Below are 19,020 nucleotides of genomic sequence, written 5' to 3'. Positions count from 1 at the left end.
GACCAGATTTAATACCTGTCTCTGCGCTGACGTTTGTTTTATCTATGCTACGGAGAAACTTTCCATGTTCTCAAATTATGCGTTGCCGCTTGGCATTGCACTCTGTTTATTCGTCATCCGTCCTGTCGATGCCACTTCGATAGACGGAAAACTGTCGCTATCCCAACCGGAAAGTCCAGACAAGACGGATGGCTCCTTAAGTTCATCCGTCGAGCCGACGGGGTCTCTGTTATTGCCTCAAGCACTGGCTTTAACATTAACCAAAAATCCAAATTTAGCCGCATTTTCCGAGGAAATACGCGTACAGGAAGCGGCGGAGTTGCAGGCGGGTTTGATTCCGAATCCGGTATTCGATGCCAATGCCGCTAATTTCGGTAATAAGGCCGCTAGGGGCTTCGATGGCGATGTCGTTACGTTGGCACTGAGCCAATTAATTGAGTTGGGCGGCAAACGTGCGGCCCGTATCCAGGTCGCCCGGATAGGACGGGAAGTTGCGGAATGGGACTATGAAATCCAACGTGTAATGGTCTTGGCGAGTGCTGCACAAGCCTTTATCGATGTGCTGGGCGCCCAGGCGCATACCGAACTGGTCAAGCATTCGCTGGAACTCGCGGAAAAAGTCGTTCAAACCGTCAGTAATCAGGTTAAGGCCGGAAAAGTGTCGCCGGTTGAAGAGACCCGCGTTGAAGTGGCCTTAGCGACAGCCAGAAGCGAAATGATGCGCACCGAACGGGAACTGGAAGTGTCCAGGCGAAAACTTGCCGCTTTTTGGGGTAGCACGACCCCTCAGTTTTCAAAGGTTGAGGGCGATTTAGACGCTATTCAAACGCTACCTTCTTTGCCATCGCTGACTGATCGGCTGAAGCAGAATCCGGAATTTGCCCGCTGGACATCCGAACTATCTAGACAAGAGGAGCTGCTGGATCAGGAAAAAGCCAAGGCCGTTCCCGATTTGACCGTGATCGTTGGCGGTAGCAATTATCTGGACCGTCAGGATTACGTGATGAATGCTGGTTTTTCCTTGCCACTACCGGTTTTTGACCGAAATCAAGGCAATATTCAAAAGGCGGAACGGTTGCGTCGCAAGGCTGAAAACGAACAGGAGGCCACTCAAGTGCGAATCGGCACTGAACTCAACGCGACCTATCTGAATCTGGCTGCCATCCATGCCGAAGTTGAGAACTACCGTTCGACTATTCTCCCGGGGGCCGAGAGCGCCTATCAGGCCGTGCAAAAGGGCTATAAGTTAGGCAAGTTTGCCTTATTGGATGTGTTGGATACTCAACGGACACTATTTAATGCCAAAGGCCAATATCTGCGCGCCTTGACGGCCTATCATCAAGGCGTTGCCGACATCGAGCGGCTCATGGGCGGCGCTCTCAGCGAGGACTCAAAATGAACAAAAAATCTTTATTCACGATAGGGGGTTTATTAGTGATCGGCCTGGTGCTGGCCAGTCTGATTCTGACCTTGAAGGTAACGATGGTTAGCGATGAAGAACATGAAGAGTCCGCCGAACACAGCGAAACATTCCCGCGAGGACCGCATCGCGGCAGGCTGTTGACTCAGGATGACTTTGCGCTGGAGGTTACGATCTACGAAACAGGCGTTCCGCCGCAGTTTCGCGTGTATGCCTATCAAAACGAAAAACCACTGTCGCCCGAACAGGTGCAACTAACCATAACCCTGCATCGTTTCGGTGGACGGATCGAGCACATTCAATTTAAGCCGGAAGCGGACTATTTACTCGGAAATACGGTGATTGAAGAGCCGCATTCCTTTGATGTGGATATCAACGCCGGTTTTAACGGCAAGACTTTCCCATTCACTTACTCACAGGTGGAAGGACGGGTGCATTTAGACGCTGCCTCACTGCAAAGTGCCGGTATCACAGTCGAAACGGTGGGGCCGGCTAGCATTGAAAGCGTTTTGAAATTGCCAGGCACCATCGAGTTTGATCAGAACCGACTGGCTCATGTCGTGCCTCGCGTGGGCGGTATCGTGGTGGATGTACGTAAAAAACTGGGTGAATCCGTCAAGCAGGGCGATGTGCTGGCCATCCTCGAAAGCCGTGATCTGGCGGATTTGAAAAGTCGCTTGGCAAGCGCGCGTAAACGCTTGGAACTAGCCCAATCGTTGTATCAGCGTGAAGAACGCTTGTGGCGTGAAAAGATTTCCGCCGAGCAGGATTATTTGCGTGCCCGCACGGAATTGGCGGAGACGGAGATTGCGGTCACAGCGGCCAATGACCAGTTGGATGCTTTGGGTATCCCAGCGAATCCAGGCAAGCGTGGCGAAAGCTTGGCCCGATACGAACTGCGTTCACCTCTGGATGGCAATGTGGTTGAAAAACATTTGGTGGTCGGCGAAGCCATTCAGGTCGACACCAAAGTGATGGTCATTGCCGACTTGAACCAGGTTTGGGGTAATTTCAACGTGCCTGCCAATAACTTAAACCAAGTTAAAACCGGTCAGCAAGTGCGCGTTCAAGTGCCGGAGCTAGGCTTGGAAAGTGAAGCAACCATCGATTATCTGGGTGCCATCGTCGGCGAACAAACCCGGTCGGCGCCTGCCCATCTACATATCGATAATCCCAAGCAACAATGGCGGCCAGGTTTGTTTGTCAGCATTGAAGTGGTCGAAGCGGCAGCCACCGTGCCGGTCACGATAGCCCTTGAAGCCATACAAAGCTGGCATGATGAAGATGCGGTGTTTGTCCAGTCTGGAGATGAATTTGAAGTACGTCCGGTATCTGTGGGACGGCGTGATGCAAAGCGAGCGGAGGTTCTGGAGGGACTTGCGCCCGGAGAACGCTACGCAGCGGCCAACAGTTTCGTGTTGAAAGCGGAATTGGGTAAAGCCGGCGCGACTCACGATCATTAGGAGGCATCATGTTCGAACGCATACTTAAGTTATCCATTCAAAGCCGCTGGCTGATTATGTTTGCCACTTTAGCGGTGGCCGCTTTGGGGATCTACAATTTTCAGCGCCTGCCGATTGATGCCGTGCCGGATATTACCAATGTTCAGGTGCAAATCAATACCGCCGCAGCCGGTTATTCGCCCTTGGAGGCGGAACAGCGCGTCACCTTTCCGATTGAAACCGTCATGTCAGGGCTTCCGGGCCTGGAACAAACGCGCTCTCTGTCCCGGTATGGCCTGTCTCAGGTGACCATTATTTTTAAAGACGGAACCGACATCTACTTTGCCCGGCAACTGGTCAGCCAGCGCATTCAGGAGGCAAAAAGTCAATTGCCGCCGGGACTAGAACCAGCCATGGGGCCGATTGCGACCGGGCTTGGCGAGATTTTTATGTGGTCGGTGACCGCCGAACCTAATGCACATAAAGCCGACGGCAACCCCTACGATGAGATCGATCTGCGCACACTGGAAGACTGGGTGGTGCGTCCACAGATGCGGACTGTACCCGGCGTCACCGACGTCAACGGTATAGGCGGTTATGTCAAGCAATATCACGTGACGCCCGACCCCACAAAATTGATGGCATACGGACTGAGTCTGCGAGATGTAGTCACCGCGTTGACCCTTAATAATGATAATGTCGGCGCCGGTTACATCGAGCATAGCGGCGAACAATACCTGATCCGGGTGCCCGGCCAAGTCAAAAACCTTGAGGATATCGGGCACATTATCGTTGGCAATCATCAAGGAACGCCCATTTTTATCCGGGATGTAGCCGAGGTCTTGATCGGCAAGGAACTGCGCACCGGCGCTGCCACCGAAAATGGCCGTGAAACCGTGCTCGGCACGGTCTTTATGCTAGTGGGCGAAAACAGTCGAACGGTTTCACAACTGGCGAGTGACAAGCTGGATAACATCAATCGTAGTTTACCGGTCGGCGTTAAGGCCACTGCGGTCTATGACCGACGCATTCTGGTCGATAAAACCATCGCAACGGTCAAAAAAAATCTGCTGGAAGGCGCCGTTCTGGTTATCGCCGTGTTGTTTCTGTTTCTGGGCAACTTACGCGCTGCGTTGATCACGGCGATGGTGATTCCGCTGGCGATGCTATTTACCTTCACCGGCATGGTGACACAAGGTGTGAGCGCCAATTTGATGAGTTTAGGTGCGCTCGATTTTGGCATTATTGTTGATGGCGCCGTAGTCATCGTTGAAAACTGCGTCCGCCATTTGGCGATCACACAACATCGTCTGCAACGGCCATTAACCTTGAGTGAACGGCTCGATACGGTGTTCAGCGCCTCCCAAGAGGCAAGACGAGCACTACTGTTTGGTCAGGCTATTATTATGACGGTGTATTTGCCAATCTTCACGTTGTCTGGCGTCGAAGGCAAAATGTTTCATCCCATGGCATTTACCGTTGTGACCGCCTTATTGGGAGCCATGTTGCTATCCATCACCTTTATCCCTGCTGCGCTGGCGATCTTTATCGGCGAACGGGTTAGCGAAACAGAAAATCCGCTGATGCGTTTTGCGCACAAGAGTTACCGGCCGTTGTTAGAGCGGGGCTTGGCCAATGCACCGCTGGTTTTGACCGGCGCTGCGGTGTTGGTTGTCTTGAGTTTGCTGTTGTCCACGCGTATGGGTTCGGAGTTTGTGCCCACGCTGGATGAAGGCGATATCGCCTTGCATGCATTACGCATTCCCGGCACCAGTTTGTCGCAGGCGGTTGAGATGCAACATACGCTGGAGAAGAAGATTACTCAATTCCGGGAGGTCGATCGCGTATTCGCCAAACTCGGCACGGCGGAGATCGCGACCGATCCCATGCCGCCCAGTGTGGCTGACACGCTGATTATGCTGAAGGAACGCTCCGAATGGCCTGATCCGGGCCGTTCCAAGGCCGACTTGGTCGCTGCCATGGAAAAAGCCGTTAAAGAAGTGCCGGGCAATAACTATGAATTCACACAACCGATCAAAATGCGTTTTAACGAGCTGATTGCCGGTGTGCGTGCCGATGTCGCGGTTAAGGTATTTGGCGACGACCTGGATAGCCTGCTGGAAATAGCCGAAGATATGAGCAGCGTTCTGGAAAAAATACCGGGCGCTTCGGATGTCAAAGTCGAACAGGCGACCGGACTGCCGCTATTGACAGTGCAGATGAAACGGGACATGTTGGCTCGCTTTGGTTTGAATACAGCGGATGTGCAGGCGGCGGTTCAGGCGGCGATGGGTGGGGCTAACGCCGGTGAGGTTTTTGAAGGCGACCGGCGTTTTGATTTGTTAGTGCGCTTACCGGAAAAACTGCGTAGCGACCCTGACGCCATGCGACAAATCCCGATTCCTTTACCGATCCAGCAACAGGAATCAACGCAACAGTCCTTTATTCTGCTCGGAACCGTAGCGGACTTTCAATTGACTCAGGGACCCAATCAAATCAGCCGGGAAAACGGTAAAAGGCGGGTGGTAGTAACCGCTAACGTGCGTGGCCGGGATTTGGGCTCCTTTGTGGCCGAAGCACAGGAAAAAATCAGCACCGAGGTTAAGGTACCCGCTGGATACTGGATTGCCTGGGGTGGCCAGTTCGAGCAAATGATCGCCGCCACCGAGCGACTACAAATCGTGGTGCCCGTGGCGTTACTGATTATTTTTCTGTTGCTGTACGCCACGTTCGGCAATATCCGCGACGGCCTTTTAGTGTTCACCGGCGTGCCGTTTGCGCTGACCGGCGGTATCATGGCGTTGTGGCTGCGAGATATTCCGCTGTCGATTTCAGCGGCCGTCGGTTTTATTGCACTTTCCGGCGTGGCGGTGCTCAATGGCTTGGTATTGATTATGTTTATCAATAAATTGCGGCAGGACGGTGTGGTGTTGATACATGCGGTCCGCGAAGGCGCTATGGTTCGGCTAAGACCGGTATTGATGACCGCACTGGTCGCATCCTTGGGTTTTGTACCGATGGCGATTGCCACCGGGACCGGTGCCGAGGTACAGCGCCCTCTGGCGACCGTAGTGATAGGCGGGATTTTGTCATCGACAATGCTGACGTTGCTGGTGTTACCGATTTTATATTGGCTCGCATATCGCAAAGATGAACAAGTTGATTTTGCGACATTGGGAAACAGACAGATTGATTTCAATGAGGGGTAAGCGTTGAGTTCATGCCATCAATCAGAAAAAGCCTGTTGTTGTCCTGGCGAGCAAGCGGATAGTCACCAGTCAACGGTATCAAACTAGTCGAGGGGCCTGACGTTCAAAATCGAGGGACTGGATTGCGCCGAAGAGGTCGCTACTTTGAAAAGCGCGATAGGGCCGCTAGTGGGGGGCAGTGACAAACTGGCATTTGATGTTTTAAACGGACGCATGACGCTGTTGCCTGATGCCGAGCCCGTGACTGAAAAAACGCTCATCAAAGCGGTGGCTGCAACGGGTATGACGGCCGCTCGCTGGCAAGCAGGTCAGACCGATGCGGATGCCAAGCAACTACACCGCTCGAAGACCATTTATACAGTACTTAGCGGTTTGTTTATCGTGGCCGGCATGTTGATTCATATCGCCATAGCTGGCGGCCTTGTGGATATTCAAACTGTTTTTAGCGCGGTAGGAAACGGAACCCTACATTGGGATGTGGTCAGTCACTATCTGTATAGCTTACTGAATGCACATGCTCAGCAAGCGATGCCTTTGCCTGAAAAAATAGCCTTTGGTTTAGCGGTGGCTTGCGGTGCGCGGCATGTGATTGTTAAGGCGTTTTATGCTTTGAAACGCTTGCGGGCGGATATGAATTTATTGATGACGATTGCTGTCATCGGTGCGATGTTCATTGATGAATGGTTTGAAGCGGCAACTGTCAGTTTTCTGTTTGCCCTGTCTCTGGCGATTGAAAGCTGGAGTATTGGCCGTGCCTGGCATGCGGTAGTAGCGTTACTGGATTTGGCACCATCAACAGTGACGGTTAAGGATGAAACCGGACAGGAACGCGTGGTAAAAGCCGCAGACGTGAGTATAGGTAGCTGCTTCATTCTAGTGCCAGGCGCTAAAATCCCCTTGGATGGCGAGGTGATGACGGGGTTCAGTTCCGTTAATCAGGCACCGATCACCGGTGAAAGCATGCCCGTTGCGAAGCAGGTTGGCGATGAGGTGTTTGCCGGTAGTATCAATGGCGAGGGAACCCTGGAAATACGGTCCACCAAACTTGCCACGGATACTACGCTGGCACAGATCACGCGACTGGTCGGTGAAGCCCATGGTAAGCGTGCGGATGTTGAGCAATGGGTGGAAAAGTTTGCGCGTATTTATACTCCAGTCGTGATGCTGATTGCACTGGCCATGTGCATTATCCCGCCGTTGTTTTTCGAAGGTGTGTGGAACGAATGGTTTTACCATGCCTTGGTGTTGTTGGTGATTGCCTGCCCTTGCGCATTAGTCATTTCTACACCGGTCAGCATTGTCGCCGCCTTGGCCTGTGCTGCCCGGCAAGGTGTGCTAATCAAAGGAGGCATCTATATCGAAGCTCCGGCCCATATCAAGGCGATTGCCTTTGATAAAACCGGTACGCTGACCTGCGGTGAGCCGATAGTCACCGGTGTATTTCCGTTTAATAGTCACAGCGAAGCTGAACTGTTAAGTCGCGCAGCCGCTCTGGAAACGCGTAGTAATCATCCGTTGGCAAAAGCCATTCTGCGCCATTCGGAAAACCTGGGTATTAGTGTGGCCAGTGCCGACAACGTGACCGTTCTGCCGGGTAAAGGTGTCACTGGACTATTCAATGGCACGAATTACTGGTTGGGATCTCGTCGGTACTTATTAGAGTGCAGTCAGGAAGTTCCAGAAATCAGCGACAAAGCGATTGCCCTTGAACAAACAGGGCAAACCGTGATTGCCATTGGCAATGATCGGCATATTTGCGGCCTCATTGCCGTTGCCGATCAGCCTCGCGCTGAAATCAAAGCGATTTTGCAAGCGCTGAGACAGACAGGCATTAAACATTTGGTCATGTTGACCGGTGATAACCAAGTCACGGCGAATAATATTGCGGCCCAAATCGGCATTGATGAAGTGCATGCCGAATTATTGCCGGCCGATAAAGTTGAGATTGTCAGTCAAATGGTCGAGAAGTACGGACAGGTAGCTATGATCGGTGATGGTGTCAACGACGCACCGGCGCTGGGACGGGCCAACCTAGGTATTGCCATGGGTGTGTTAGGGTCGGATGCGGCCATCGAAATCGCCGATATTGCCTTGATGGGCGACGATCTGTCCAAGCTCCCTTGGCTGATCGGCCATTCCAAAAGGACGCTCTCGATCATTCGACAGAATATTACCTTTGCCCTGACGATCAAAGCCGCATTTGCAGTATTAGCCTTTGCCGGCGTAGCGACGTTATGGGAAGCCATTGCGGCGGATATGGGGGCTTCTTTGTTAGTCGTTGCCAACGGATTGAGATTACTTCATCCCAAAAATACAGCCTTTTAAGTAGCCTGAATCCATTAAGGATAGTTTTAACATCGAAATTGCCTAGACTGCAAAATTTCAAGATACCTTTGGAAATAACCATGAAATTAAAATCACTGATTCCTTTAGTTTTAGCTGAATCCTTATTGTCCGCTTGTAGCTTCATGGAGCCTCATGCCATGGATACCGATCTAAACATTCAGCATGTAGCACTAGCCAAACACTTCGAAGACGAAGCGAACGAATTGCAGACCAAGATTGAGGAACACAAAAAATTTCTCAGCCAATTTGAGTCACAACGATATGTTTATGGTAGACATGCGAGCGATCTTAAAGCGCATAGCCAAGAAGTGATTGATCTTTACCAGCAGGCCGTCACTGCAAACCGAGACATGGCGGAAATGTTGCGAGAAGCGGACCATTAGTTGTAGTACCTAGCGTTCTGCTGTGTCCATTCTTGAACCGTCAAGCCTATGGTTGACAGATAAATACTTGAAAACCAGCTGTCCGAAATCTAGCCATTTTTACCAGATTCTTACAGCCGGGAAATTTTTCACTATTGGTGGCACAAAATACGGAATATTTAATTTTTTGTGTCAAAAGTGGGTATGGTGAGTGACAAAAATAATGAAAAATCACTTCAAAATCAATTGACCACTTTTCACTAAATGTCACCCGATAGTATCAATTTCTATTTGAAATGCTTAATTCTTGCGAAAACTGTCCAACACGCAAACTTGGCAGATTGGCTGATATTTGCAGCCATTGATCACCATGAAATTTCGATGACAGGTCGTACAGTAGCGCAACTCAGCCAAGCCATCTTGTATGGCAAGGGCAATGACCCAGGCGTCATCGAAGTTAGCAGGCCGTATTCGGCCGAACGGTCGGCGCTCGCGAATATGGTTAGGGAAGATTTCGCAAAAAAAATCCCAGGCAAAAATGATGGCATTGATGTCGATCTCCATTTTAATATCGACTTTGCTGGCACTACGGTAGATCGAGGCGAATAATGCCATATACAAGAATGATTCTCGGGTCTTGGGAATGGCTTCAATGTTGGGGGCTATTCCCGATTGAGGTCTTTCCTGATGAATGGCGTGATAAATGTTGCGTAGATCAGTTGGACGAAGAGTTATTACGACCTTGCTGGCCAAGGACGTGCGGAGTTTTCGTTTTAGTAATTGATAAGCCCAATATTGATCGTTCAGGCGTGCTTCAAAAGAAGATCTTCGGCTCATGAATTGCCGCCGCAGCTGGGTAGGAACATCAACAAATCACGCGCACGTTTGTCGGATGTTTCGGGTTCCCGTTTTTCTATCTGGAGAAACTCTCCCCATTTATGAGGATTAAATCGGGGGATAAAAGTTAGATGCTCACTTCGAGCCACTATTTTTAATTGCGTCAGCGGCATGGTTCGCAGCAGAGAAACCGCTTCTGGAGTCAATCCCAAACAGAACATTGCTTTCTGCTCGCTTTCGGACAGTATTAATGTTTGGGCGACAATCAGATATTCCAGATTGAGGTTATAGAGATTTTCATCCATAGGGTTCCCACCACTAAATCAAGGTTCTGATTTGATCGGCCAATGCAATCACCTGTTGTCCATACTCGATTGCCGCCGGTACATTTTTCCAGCTGTAGTATCGTCCTACACCCAAAGCTAGATTATTTGGGGCGGACAATATTGCTTCGGCTAATACCATGGCGCCAATTTCAAGGTTGGTGTTTGGATTGAGCAAGTGCTCAGGCTTCGTGACACGATGACCATGCCAACGTAGATTGACTTGCATAATGCCGACATCGACATTGCGCCGACCTTCATCCAACATTTTGTTGAGAAGCAACTCAGCTTCTTGCTGACTTTTGGGAATAAAAGATTTACCGGCATTATTGATAGCCCATGGCCACGGCGTAACATGATTCTGTTCGCCATGTTTCCGGGACTCTACCAAAGCAACGGCGTACAAAACGTAGGGGTCGATTTGATGCCGCCTGGCGACTTGCCACCAGAGGGTGTTTTGTAATTTTGTTGTAGAAGGTGCAGTGTGCAGAATGTTGGCATTCGCTTTGGCATAATCAGCAGCAATTGATTGCTGGGGTTGGCTGATGATACAAAGACCACCGATCAGTCCCCTACGAAGCAGGGTAAGATGGCGTTGAGTCGAAATGCTAGGGCACTTAAGCGTACGATTTTTCGAATGGGTAATGGGCATGGTCAAGCTCACCTTATTGGTCTTGAGGCGAGTTTACGACGTTGTCAAAAATTCTATATGTTCGAAAAACGTCCCTTTGAGCTGTTTTTAGTTGGTTTTGGTGAGTTTATGACTAGGTTTGGACTTGGGCTAAGAGCGAGAATTGTGATTAGAACTGGTTGAAGATGGATTCAGACTTAATTGCGCCACATAAAATATTTTTATGGCGCAATTTTTTGTTAAGTGACATATTAATTGGCGCGATAAAGCCCGTCTAGCCACAAAAAAATCAAATCATGCCGAAAATAGTCCCATCAGAAGAACTTGATCGAATCGTAAAGCTCATTGCCCAATATCAGGAAGGTGTTGGCGTTGATGAAATTACGCAACAGCTTGATTTCGAAATTAAGCGTCGTACTTTGCAACGTCGCTTAGCTGCGTTGGTTGCAGAACAACGCATTTTTAGTGAGGGTGATGGACGAGCTCTGAAGTATCGAACTGCGAAGCATGATCACGGCGGCGTCGCCACAGAAATTACAGATAGTTCAATTCCGGAAGTCGTACCCGAAGCGTATGTGCCAATTTCTCAAGAGGGGGAGGCAATCAAGGCTTTCATCCGCCAACCTCGGACACATCGACAACCTGTCAGCTATAAATCTGACTTTCTAGCGCAATACTATCCCAACAATACCTATTACCTACCGGCCGACTTGCGCGAACAATTACATTCCCTGGGTCGGTCACCATCTGAGCAAACCCCGGCAGGCACGTTTGCTCGAGATATTCTGAATCGACTGCTCATTGATCTTGCGTGGGCGTCTTCGATGTTGGAAGGTAACACCTATAGTCGTCTGGATACAGAGCGCTTGATTGAATTTGGTCAAGCCGCTGAAGGCAAGGATGCGATGGAAACCCAGATGATCCTAAACCACAAATCGGCTATTGAGTATTTAGTGCATGATACCGAGCATGCCGGTGTGACACCTGAAACCATCATTGCATTACACGCCTTTTTGTCAGATGGACTGTTAGCGGACCCGCTGAGTTGCGGTCGGCTTCGCAATCGGGCGGTGGATATTGGTGGCAGTGTTTATTTACCCATTGCCATGCCACAACGTATTGAGGAGTTGTTCGGGATTGTCATTGATATGGCTGCTGAAATCAGCGATCCGTTTGAACAATCGTTTTTCCTGATGGTGCATTTGCCATACTTGCAACCCTTTGAAGATGTCAACAAACGGGTTTCGCGGTTGGCGGCCAATATCCCCCTGATTCAACACAATCTCTGTCCACTGTCCTTTATCGATGTGCCTCAACAGGCTTACGTGGACGCGGTCCTCGGAGTCTATGAACTAAATCGAATTGAATTATTGAGAGATGTCTTCATCTGGGCTTACGAGCGTTCATGCCAGCAGTACGTTGCTGTGCAGCAGCAACTAGTGCCGCCGGATATCGTTCGATTACGTTATAGAAACGAATTGGCTGAAGTGATACGAGCCATTGTCAGGGAGGGAATGGCTGCGGATGAAATGTCGATCATGGCAGGCATTCCGGATTCAGTGTCTCCAGAAGACAAGCAACGATTCATTATTTTGATACAAAACGAACTTAAAACTTTGCATGCGGGAAATGCAATTCGATTTGGGCTGCGTCCGCTAGAGTTTTCGGCATGGCGGGAAAGAAATAAAAGTCTGTGATCGTACTGAATTAAAAAATTATTACGTTAAAAAAGATCCAATAAAAAATCATTGGAAGGAATTTTTATCTGCATTCAACTCGGTTAGATGGTTTTCCCATTTTAATAAGGCGTTTCGTTTTTCCTGTAAGTAGTCATATCTATCATAATGTTTTGAACTTACATCATTTAAAGCATGATTCTGTATCCTATCTCTAATGCCTTTCTCTATGCCAATTTCTCCCATACGAGTTTTTACTGTTCTCCGCAAATCTCTTGGTGTGAAAGTGTCGATGCTGCTTATGCGAGTAATAGCGTGCGCCAAAGATGTTTTATGAATCGGTTTTTCTTCATTATATCTACTTGGAAAAAGATAGTCAGAGTTTCCAGAATACGGCCATAATTCATTAAGTAATTTTTTAGCTAACGGAGTGATAGGCAATACCAACCAGCGTTCGTTTTTCACGCGTTCTGGTGGGGCACTCCAAATCATGGACTCAAAATCAAACTCATGTTTCATTGCGCCACAGAGTTCCCAAGAGCGGCAGCCATATAGGAGTAATAATTTGGTAGCTAGATGGAATTGTTCATGTAGGCATGTTTCGTTCCAAAGCACTTTGATTTCAGAAAATGATAGTGCTCTTTCTCCAGCTACTTCGGCACTTGTGTCTTTTGGAATTGAATCGACAGGGTTGGTTTGTATCTGAAAAGTAAAATCATTTGATAGGTTTTTCGGATCGTTGTCGTGATAAACCCCTAATTCAAATGCCCTTCTTAAGTAAGATCGAATTCGATTAGCTTGAACATTCGAGCCTCGTGAAATAATTGTGTGAAGTATTTTCCTTATATGGGCTGGAGTTACGTCTTTGGCTTGTAAGTCCAAAATATCTTTACAGTTGTAATGGAGATCAGTCTCGACCTTTTCAAAAGTTCGTTTACCAGAATCAACCATGTGCTTGATGTAGTAGTCAAACAAGTCAGCTACGCTGCCGTGTCTAAGCTCGTTGCGGGATTGAGGGTCGATTCCTCGGTCAATATCTCGTCTAAGATCACGACACCTATCCCGCGCTTCAGACAATGAAACAGATGGATACCGTCCCAGACTCAAGAACTTTTGTTTACCGTCTGCACCAGCATACTGGATAAAAAAGGACACACTTCCTGCGGGGGTGACTTTGACACCAAAGCCTTTATCGGGCCCTTTTTCATAGAGTCTATACGCCGATGGTTTTGCCTTTAGCCCTTTGATTGATTTGTCAGTAAACATGATTTCGTGGTCACTTTGTGGTCACTTGAATTCCGCAACATAAGTTTGCAAAATGAAACAACCATAAACGGATGATGTTATAAAGTTCAATATAATCGGGCATTTAGGGATATTATGCAACATGCAGAAATAAGTGTTAACATGGTCTTTAGCGACTGTTAATCACTAGGTCGGCGGTTCGAGCCCGTCCGGGGGAGCCAAATAATTAAGGCCTCACATGTAAATGTGGGGCTTTTTTTTGCCCGCTCCGGACCTCCGCTGATCCGAGGGACGTCTAGCTTCATCCAGTTCTGTCTATCTGATTCGAATATCCAAATTCGGTTTGGAATTAGATGAGCAACCCATTCAATTTGAAATCGACCTACTGATAAAATCCAGGGCAAGGATTTTTTAATGGGTTTGATAGACTATTGCCCATCGGACGCCGTTTCCAATAAATTCTAAGATAGGGAAAGTCACCAAAAATGAGCTACAACGAAGCTGAAACCCGTTATTGGTTGATCGACCCCGTTCTGCGCGATAAAGGCTACGACGACGCCGGCAAGCTAAAATTGGAAACACCCGCACCTGTGGAAGCGATCGGCCACAAAGGTCGCAGACGCCCCGGCTGCGGTCGCACTGATTATCTACTTTGCGTACGAACGCCCGATGCCACCAAACCGCTACCCGTCGGTGTGCTGGAAGCCAAAAAGGAAGAGGCCGACCCGCTGCAAGGCATGCAGCAAGCCAAGGCCTACGCGGAATGCAGCCGCTTTCATGTGCAATACGTATTTGCCACCAACGGCCATCGTTATGGTGAATTCGATAAAACCACCGGCTTGCAAACCGGGCCGCATGCGTTCAAAGAACACTTTCCAACGCACACCGCGCTAACCCAGCGCTACCTCAACGACACCGGCATCGACCTGCATAAACCGGAAGCGGCGCTGTTATTCACAGCCGACAGCAAAGCCTATCCCAAGAGCCGCTATTACCAGGATGCCGCGATTCGCGCCGTGTTCGAGAAGATCCTGCATTGCGAACGGGCACAAAAGCCGTGTCGTGTTTTGCTGGCCCTAGCGACCGGCGCCGGTAAAACGGTGATTGCCGCCAACTTGCTGTGGCGCCTGCAACAAGCCCAACGTCTGACCAAACCCGCATTATTTTTGTGCGACCGCGACGAACTGCGTACTCAAGGCTATAACAAACTGAAAGCGGCCTTTGGCGATAGCGCCCGCATCGTCGAAACCGCCAACGGTCAAAACGCCGCCAAAAACGCCCGCGTGCATATCGCCACCTATCAAACCTTGGGTTTGGATGACGAAGAATCCGGCGCCAGCAGTTTTTTAACCGATCACTATCCGCCCGATGCCTTCAGCGTCATCATCATTGACGAATGCCATCGCTCCGCCTGGGGCCGTTGGTCGGAGGTCTTGCTGCGTAATCCTAACGCGGTGCAAATCGGCTTGACCGCCACGCCGCGCCAGTTGCGCGAATCCAAACAGCAAACCGCCGACGATGCCGCCATCACCGCCAACAATCTCAAATACTTCGGCGAACCGGTCTACGAATACACCCTGATCCAAGCGCAAGAAGACGGCTACCTCGCCGCCTGCGAAATCGTCAAACGCAAGGCCAGTATCGACAACATCAGCTATACCAAGCAACAAATACTCGACCTCAAACCCACCGACCTTCGCACCGGCAAACCCATTTGCGAGACGGATTTAAAAAAAGACCTCTACACCGCCAAAGACTTTGACGACGAAATCTTTATCGAACTGCGCACCCCAACCATGTGCGCAGACTTGTTCGAGCAACTCTGCCGCCACGGCGGCCCCGAGCAAAAAGTGATTATTTTCTGCACCCGCGACATTCATGCTGATCGCGTCGTGCAACAGATGAACAACCTGTACAGCCGATGGTGCAAACAGCACGGCAAAACCCCGAAAGACCTGTACGCCTTTAAATGCACCAACAAAGGCGGCCGCGACCTGATCCAGCCCATGCGCGGTTCCGGCGAACGCGCTTTCATCGCCTGCACGGTCGATCTGCTGGCAACCGGCGTCGACATCGAACGCCTCAATGCCGTGGTGTTCTTCCGCTACCTGGAATCCAGCATCTTGTTTTACCAAATGGTCGGACGCGGCACCCGCATCGACGAAGATACCCAAAAATACAAATTTTGGCTCTACGACTACACCGGCGTCACCGACTTATTCGGCACCGATTTCATCACCGCGAACAGCTCGGGCAAAAAGAAAAAATCGGGCGGCGATGATGAAGATGACGAGGATGACGGCGGCGGTGATGATGGCGATGGCGGACAAGGCCATCAACCCTCGGTAGCAGAGATCAAAGGCCAATACGTTAGCGTCACCCCGCAAGGCCGTTACATTCTGACCCGCCGCGATGGCCGCGACGTGCAAATCCCCAGCGACGAATACCGCCGGGAAATCCTGCAGCGCGTGGTCAGCGAAGCGCACGACCTCAACCAGTTTCGGCAATTGTGGATAGAAGCCAAAAAACGCCGGCAATTGATCGACCATCTGCTGGGGGACCATTACTCGCCGGAAGTATTGCGCGAACTGGAAGACATGCAGGATTTTGATTATTACGACATCTTCGCCCACCACGGCTACCGCGCCCAAGCCTTGAAGCAACCGCAACGCGGCCAGGCGTATATCGACAGCAATCAAGCCTGGTTCGACGCCATGCCAAGCGACAGCGCCATAGTGTTGCGCGGCTTCGGTCAGCAATTCGCGCTGGGCGGCACCGAAGCATTGGAAACGTCGACGCTGTGGGACGTGCCGGAAATTCAGCAGGCGGGTGGTTTGGCGGCGTTGAAAAAACTGGGAAAACCGGTGGAGGTGATTTTGCAGGCTAAGGGAAGGTTGTTTGGGGTATGAGGTCTGAATTCGAGCTTTTAGAGGTTTGTCAAATTCAAAATGGCTATGCGTTTGACAGTAGCAAATTTTCAGAAACACAGGGAATGCCTCTTATCAGAATTCGAGACTTAAAGGCAAACGTCTGTTCGCTAAGGTTTTTCGGTGATTTTGACAAAAGCTATATCGTCAAAGCTGGAGATCTTTTGGTTGGGATGGACGGCGAGTTCAGGATATATAAGTGGTCAGGATATGATGCCTTATTAAATCAAAGAGTTTGTCGATTGGTGCCGAAGCCCGAAAAACTCGATTCTGATTTTTTGCTGTATCGCATTGATCAAGACTTGAAAGAAATCGAAGACAAAACCCCTTCGACGACTGTAAAGCATCTCTCGTCTCTTACGCTTGGAGCGGTCAAGTTATCTTTGCCTGGTTTAGATACACAGCGTCAAATCGCCGCCAAACTCAAGACCCAACTCGCCGAAGTCGAAACCGCGCGACAGGCTTTAGAAATCCAACAGCAAGAAATTGTCAAACTTGCCAATGCCTATATTCGCCAAAGCATCGAGCATTCCAAGGTTAGCGAATGCCCTTTAGGTGATGTTCTGGATGAAGTGAAAAAGGGCATTGGTGAACATTGGGCCGATTACCCGGTATTGGGTGCAACCCGTGATGGCTTGGCCCCGGCCAAGGAGCCGCCGGGCAAACAACCGCAACGTTATAAACCGGTTTTCTCCGGCACCGTGTTTTACAATCCAATGCGTATCCTGATCGGCTCGATTGCCTTTGTCGATGACGACGATCAACCCGGCATCACCAGCCCGGATTACGTGGCATTGCGGGGTAAGGCTGGTGTGGTCGATTCCCGCTGGTTTTACTACTGGCTACGTTCGCCTTTCGGTGTGCAGTGCATCAATTCGCTGGCGCGCGGTGCAGTACGCGAACGGATGTTGTTTAATCGCCTTGCAGAAGGCTTCATTCAACTGCCACCGTATTCCGAGCAAGTCCGAATATCCGCTGCGCTGAAACAATTGCAACCGGTCAAAGCGGCCATTAAACAACAGCTCGACGACTTGAATAAAATCCCTGAACGGTTGCTGGCTAAGGCCTTCGATTTTAATCACGAAAGGAGATCGTCATGACCACCAAACATATCGCCGAACAGCACCATGTAACCTTCGAGAGCATTCGTCACTTGGATGACGACGGCAATGAGTATTGGCATGCTCGTCAACTGGCTGTTGTGTTGGAATATTCACAATATCGTCATTTCTTGCCGGTTTTAGAACGCGCCAAGGAAGCTTGTAGGAATAGCGGGCAAGACGTTGCCGACCATATTGAGGATGTCCTCACAATGGTCGAAATCGGCTCTGGCGCAAAACGGGAAGTAGCGGATGTACGCTTATCACGCTATGCCTGCTATCTGGTGGTGCAAAACGGCGACCCCAGCAAGCCGGTGATTGCCAATGGCCAAACTTATTTTGCCATGCAGACTCGGCGGCAGGAATTGGCGGATGACGAACAGTTCGCCCGGCTTTCCGAAGATGAAAAACGTTTGGCCATTCGTAATGAGCTGGCTTTACATAACAAACAACTGGCCGCCGCGGCCAAGGATGCCGGGGTGGAAACATCGCTGGATTACGCCATTTTTCAGGATCATGGCTATCGCGGCTTGTATGGTGGGTTGGCGGCCAAGGATATTCACGCTCGTAAAGGTTTGAAAAAAAGCCAGAAAATTCTGGATCACATGGGTAGCACCGAATTGGCCGCAAACTTGTTTCGCGCCACCCAAACCGAAGAAAAACTGAAACGCGACCAAGTCAAAGGTAAACGGCAGGCCAACCAAACGCACTTGGAAGTGGGTAAAAAAGTCCGTCAGACCATTAAGGATTTGGGCGGGACAATGCCGGAATCACTACCTACGCCGGGAAAAAGTATTAAACAAATTGAATCGGCGCGGAAGAAACTGATCAAGTCCGACGATACTAATGAGTAATTTGAATCTATGAGGATAGAAATTATGTTGCAAAAACAGCTGATTGAAGAAATCAAACAAATTCCCAGCGATAAGCTGGGCGAGATTTACGATTTGGTGCATTACTTTCGCCTGGGTTTGGAGCGAGAAGCATCGCAGCCTGCCGCTACCGGACAACGACGTCCCATAGGCCTGGCCAAAGCCAGTTTTAAAGTGCCGGATAGTTTTTTTGCACCGTTACCAGCGGATTTGCTGGATGAATTTGAAGGGCGCTAAATGAACGTTTTATTGGATACCTGTGCTTTTCTCTGGTTGACCAGCGATGACGCGGCATTGAGCGAAAAGGCCAAGACCGTGTTTCAAAACCGTGATAACACGGTGTTGTTAAGTAGCGTGTCGATTTGGGAAGTGTTGGTCAAGCATCAGTTGGGAAAGTTGCCACTACCTCTGGCACCCGAAGCGTTTGTTCGCCAACAATGCCGCGACCATTTGATCGATTATCTGCCACTGGATGAAAAGGCCGTTTTCCAATTAAGTCGCTTGCCAACCTTGCACCGCGATCCTTTTGATCGCATGTTGATATGCCAAGCGATGGCACATGATTTGGTTATTTTGACTGCCGATGGTCTGATTAGCCAGTATCCCGTCGCGACGTTGTGGTGAGAAAAA

Annotated in this window: 15 protein-coding genes; 11 read left to right on the top strand and 4 right to left on the bottom strand. The window is 49.8% G+C overall.

What is annotated here, in order from left to right:
- Positions 1-64: 64 nt before the first annotated feature.
- The 5 genes from ACH5Y9_RS14660 (at position 65) to ACH5Y9_RS14640 (ending at position 8,800) form a co-directional block, all read left to right on the top strand.
- Positions 65-1,399: a TolC family protein gene (locus ACH5Y9_RS14660; RefSeq protein WP_445366582.1), complete on the top strand. Its 1,335-nt coding sequence runs from the start codon at positions 65-67 to the stop codon at positions 1,397-1,399.
- Positions 1,396-2,883: an efflux RND transporter periplasmic adaptor subunit gene (locus ACH5Y9_RS14655; RefSeq protein ID WP_445366581.1), complete on the top strand. Its 1,488-nt coding sequence runs from the start codon at positions 1,396-1,398 to the stop codon at positions 2,881-2,883. Before ACH5Y9_RS14660 ends, ACH5Y9_RS14655 begins: the two co-directional genes overlap by 4 nt.
- Before the next feature lie 8 nt (positions 2,884-2,891).
- A complete protein-coding gene (locus tag ACH5Y9_RS14650) occupies positions 2,892-6,071 on the top strand; it encodes an efflux RND transporter permease subunit (protein WP_445366580.1) in 3,180 nt (1,059 codons plus the stop codon).
- A 144-nt stretch (positions 6,072-6,215) separates the two neighbouring features.
- Complete coding sequence (locus tag ACH5Y9_RS14645) at positions 6,216-8,396, top strand: heavy metal translocating P-type ATPase (RefSeq protein ID WP_445366579.1); 2,181 nt, start codon at positions 6,216-6,218, stop codon at positions 8,394-8,396.
- An 80-nt stretch (positions 8,397-8,476) separates the two neighbouring features.
- Complete coding sequence (locus ACH5Y9_RS14640; protein WP_445366578.1) at positions 8,477-8,800, top strand: hypothetical protein; 324 nt, start codon at positions 8,477-8,479, stop codon at positions 8,798-8,800.
- Positions 8,801-9,079: 279 nt separating this feature from the next.
- Here the strand turns inward: ACH5Y9_RS14640 and ACH5Y9_RS14635 are convergent, their stop codons facing one another.
- From ACH5Y9_RS14635 to ACH5Y9_RS14625, 3 genes are read right to left on the bottom strand one after another with little or no spacing between them, the layout of a single operon-like run.
- On the bottom strand, positions 9,080-9,616 hold the full coding sequence (locus ACH5Y9_RS14635) for a FlhC family transcriptional regulator (protein WP_445366577.1): 537 nt from the start codon (positions 9,614-9,616) through the stop codon (positions 9,080-9,082).
- On the bottom strand, positions 9,613-9,921 hold the full coding sequence (locus tag ACH5Y9_RS14630) for a flagellar transcriptional regulator FlhD (RefSeq protein ID WP_445366576.1): 309 nt from the start codon (positions 9,919-9,921) through the stop codon (positions 9,613-9,615). Before ACH5Y9_RS14630 ends, ACH5Y9_RS14635 begins: the two co-directional genes overlap by 4 nt.
- Before the next feature lie 13 nt (positions 9,922-9,934).
- Positions 9,935-10,591, bottom strand: a complete 657-nt coding sequence (locus tag ACH5Y9_RS14625; RefSeq protein ID WP_445366575.1) for a transglycosylase SLT domain-containing protein — start codon at positions 10,589-10,591, stop codon at positions 9,935-9,937.
- 275 nt (positions 10,592-10,866) lie between these two features.
- On the opposite strand from ACH5Y9_RS14625, the gene ACH5Y9_RS14620 reads away from it, so the two are divergent.
- The gene (locus ACH5Y9_RS14620; protein WP_445366574.1) at positions 10,867-12,267 is read left to right on the top strand and encodes a Fic family protein; all 1,401 of its coding nucleotides are present in this window, start codon (positions 10,867-10,869) and stop codon (positions 12,265-12,267) included.
- A 48-nt stretch (positions 12,268-12,315) separates the two neighbouring features.
- On the opposite strand, the gene ACH5Y9_RS14615 is transcribed toward ACH5Y9_RS14620, so the two are convergent.
- Positions 12,316-13,512 (bottom strand): tyrosine-type recombinase/integrase, encoded by a 1,197-nt coding sequence (locus ACH5Y9_RS14615; protein ID WP_445366573.1) that lies wholly within the window; start codon positions 13,510-13,512, stop codon positions 12,316-12,318.
- 464 nt (positions 13,513-13,976) lie between these two features.
- Here ACH5Y9_RS14615 and ACH5Y9_RS14610 point away from each other — a divergent pair, with 464 nt between their 5' ends.
- The 5 genes from ACH5Y9_RS14610 to ACH5Y9_RS14590 are packed head-to-tail and all read left to right on the top strand — an operon-like array spanning position 13,977 to position 19,014.
- Positions 13,977-16,400 (top strand): DEAD/DEAH box helicase family protein, encoded by a 2,424-nt coding sequence (locus ACH5Y9_RS14610; protein WP_445366572.1) that lies wholly within the window; start codon positions 13,977-13,979, stop codon positions 16,398-16,400.
- Positions 16,397-17,518, top strand: coding sequence for a restriction endonuclease subunit S (locus ACH5Y9_RS14605; RefSeq protein WP_445366571.1), 1,122 nt, complete (start codon positions 16,397-16,399; stop codon positions 17,516-17,518). The genes ACH5Y9_RS14610 and ACH5Y9_RS14605 overlap by 4 nt, the downstream gene beginning before the upstream one ends.
- Positions 17,515-18,372 (top strand): DNA damage-inducible protein D, encoded by an 858-nt coding sequence (dinD, locus tag ACH5Y9_RS14600; protein WP_445366570.1) that lies wholly within the window; start codon positions 17,515-17,517, stop codon positions 18,370-18,372. Before ACH5Y9_RS14605 ends, dinD begins: the two co-directional genes overlap by 4 nt.
- 24 nt (positions 18,373-18,396) lie before the next feature.
- Positions 18,397-18,627 carry a hypothetical protein gene (locus tag ACH5Y9_RS14595; RefSeq protein WP_445366569.1) on the top strand — a complete coding sequence of 77 codons (231 nt, stop codon included), beginning with the start codon at positions 18,397-18,399 and terminating at the stop codon, positions 18,625-18,627.
- On the top strand, positions 18,628-19,014 hold the full coding sequence (locus tag ACH5Y9_RS14590; RefSeq protein ID WP_445366568.1) for a type II toxin-antitoxin system VapC family toxin: 387 nt from the start codon (positions 18,628-18,630) through the stop codon (positions 19,012-19,014).
- The last annotated feature ends 6 nt before the right edge of the window (positions 19,015-19,020 follow it).

Source organism: Methylomonas sp. BW4-1, assembly GCF_052474385.1.
The sequence above is the reverse complement of the archived record's forward strand: the minus strand, read 5'-3'. Positions and strand labels throughout refer to the sequence as shown.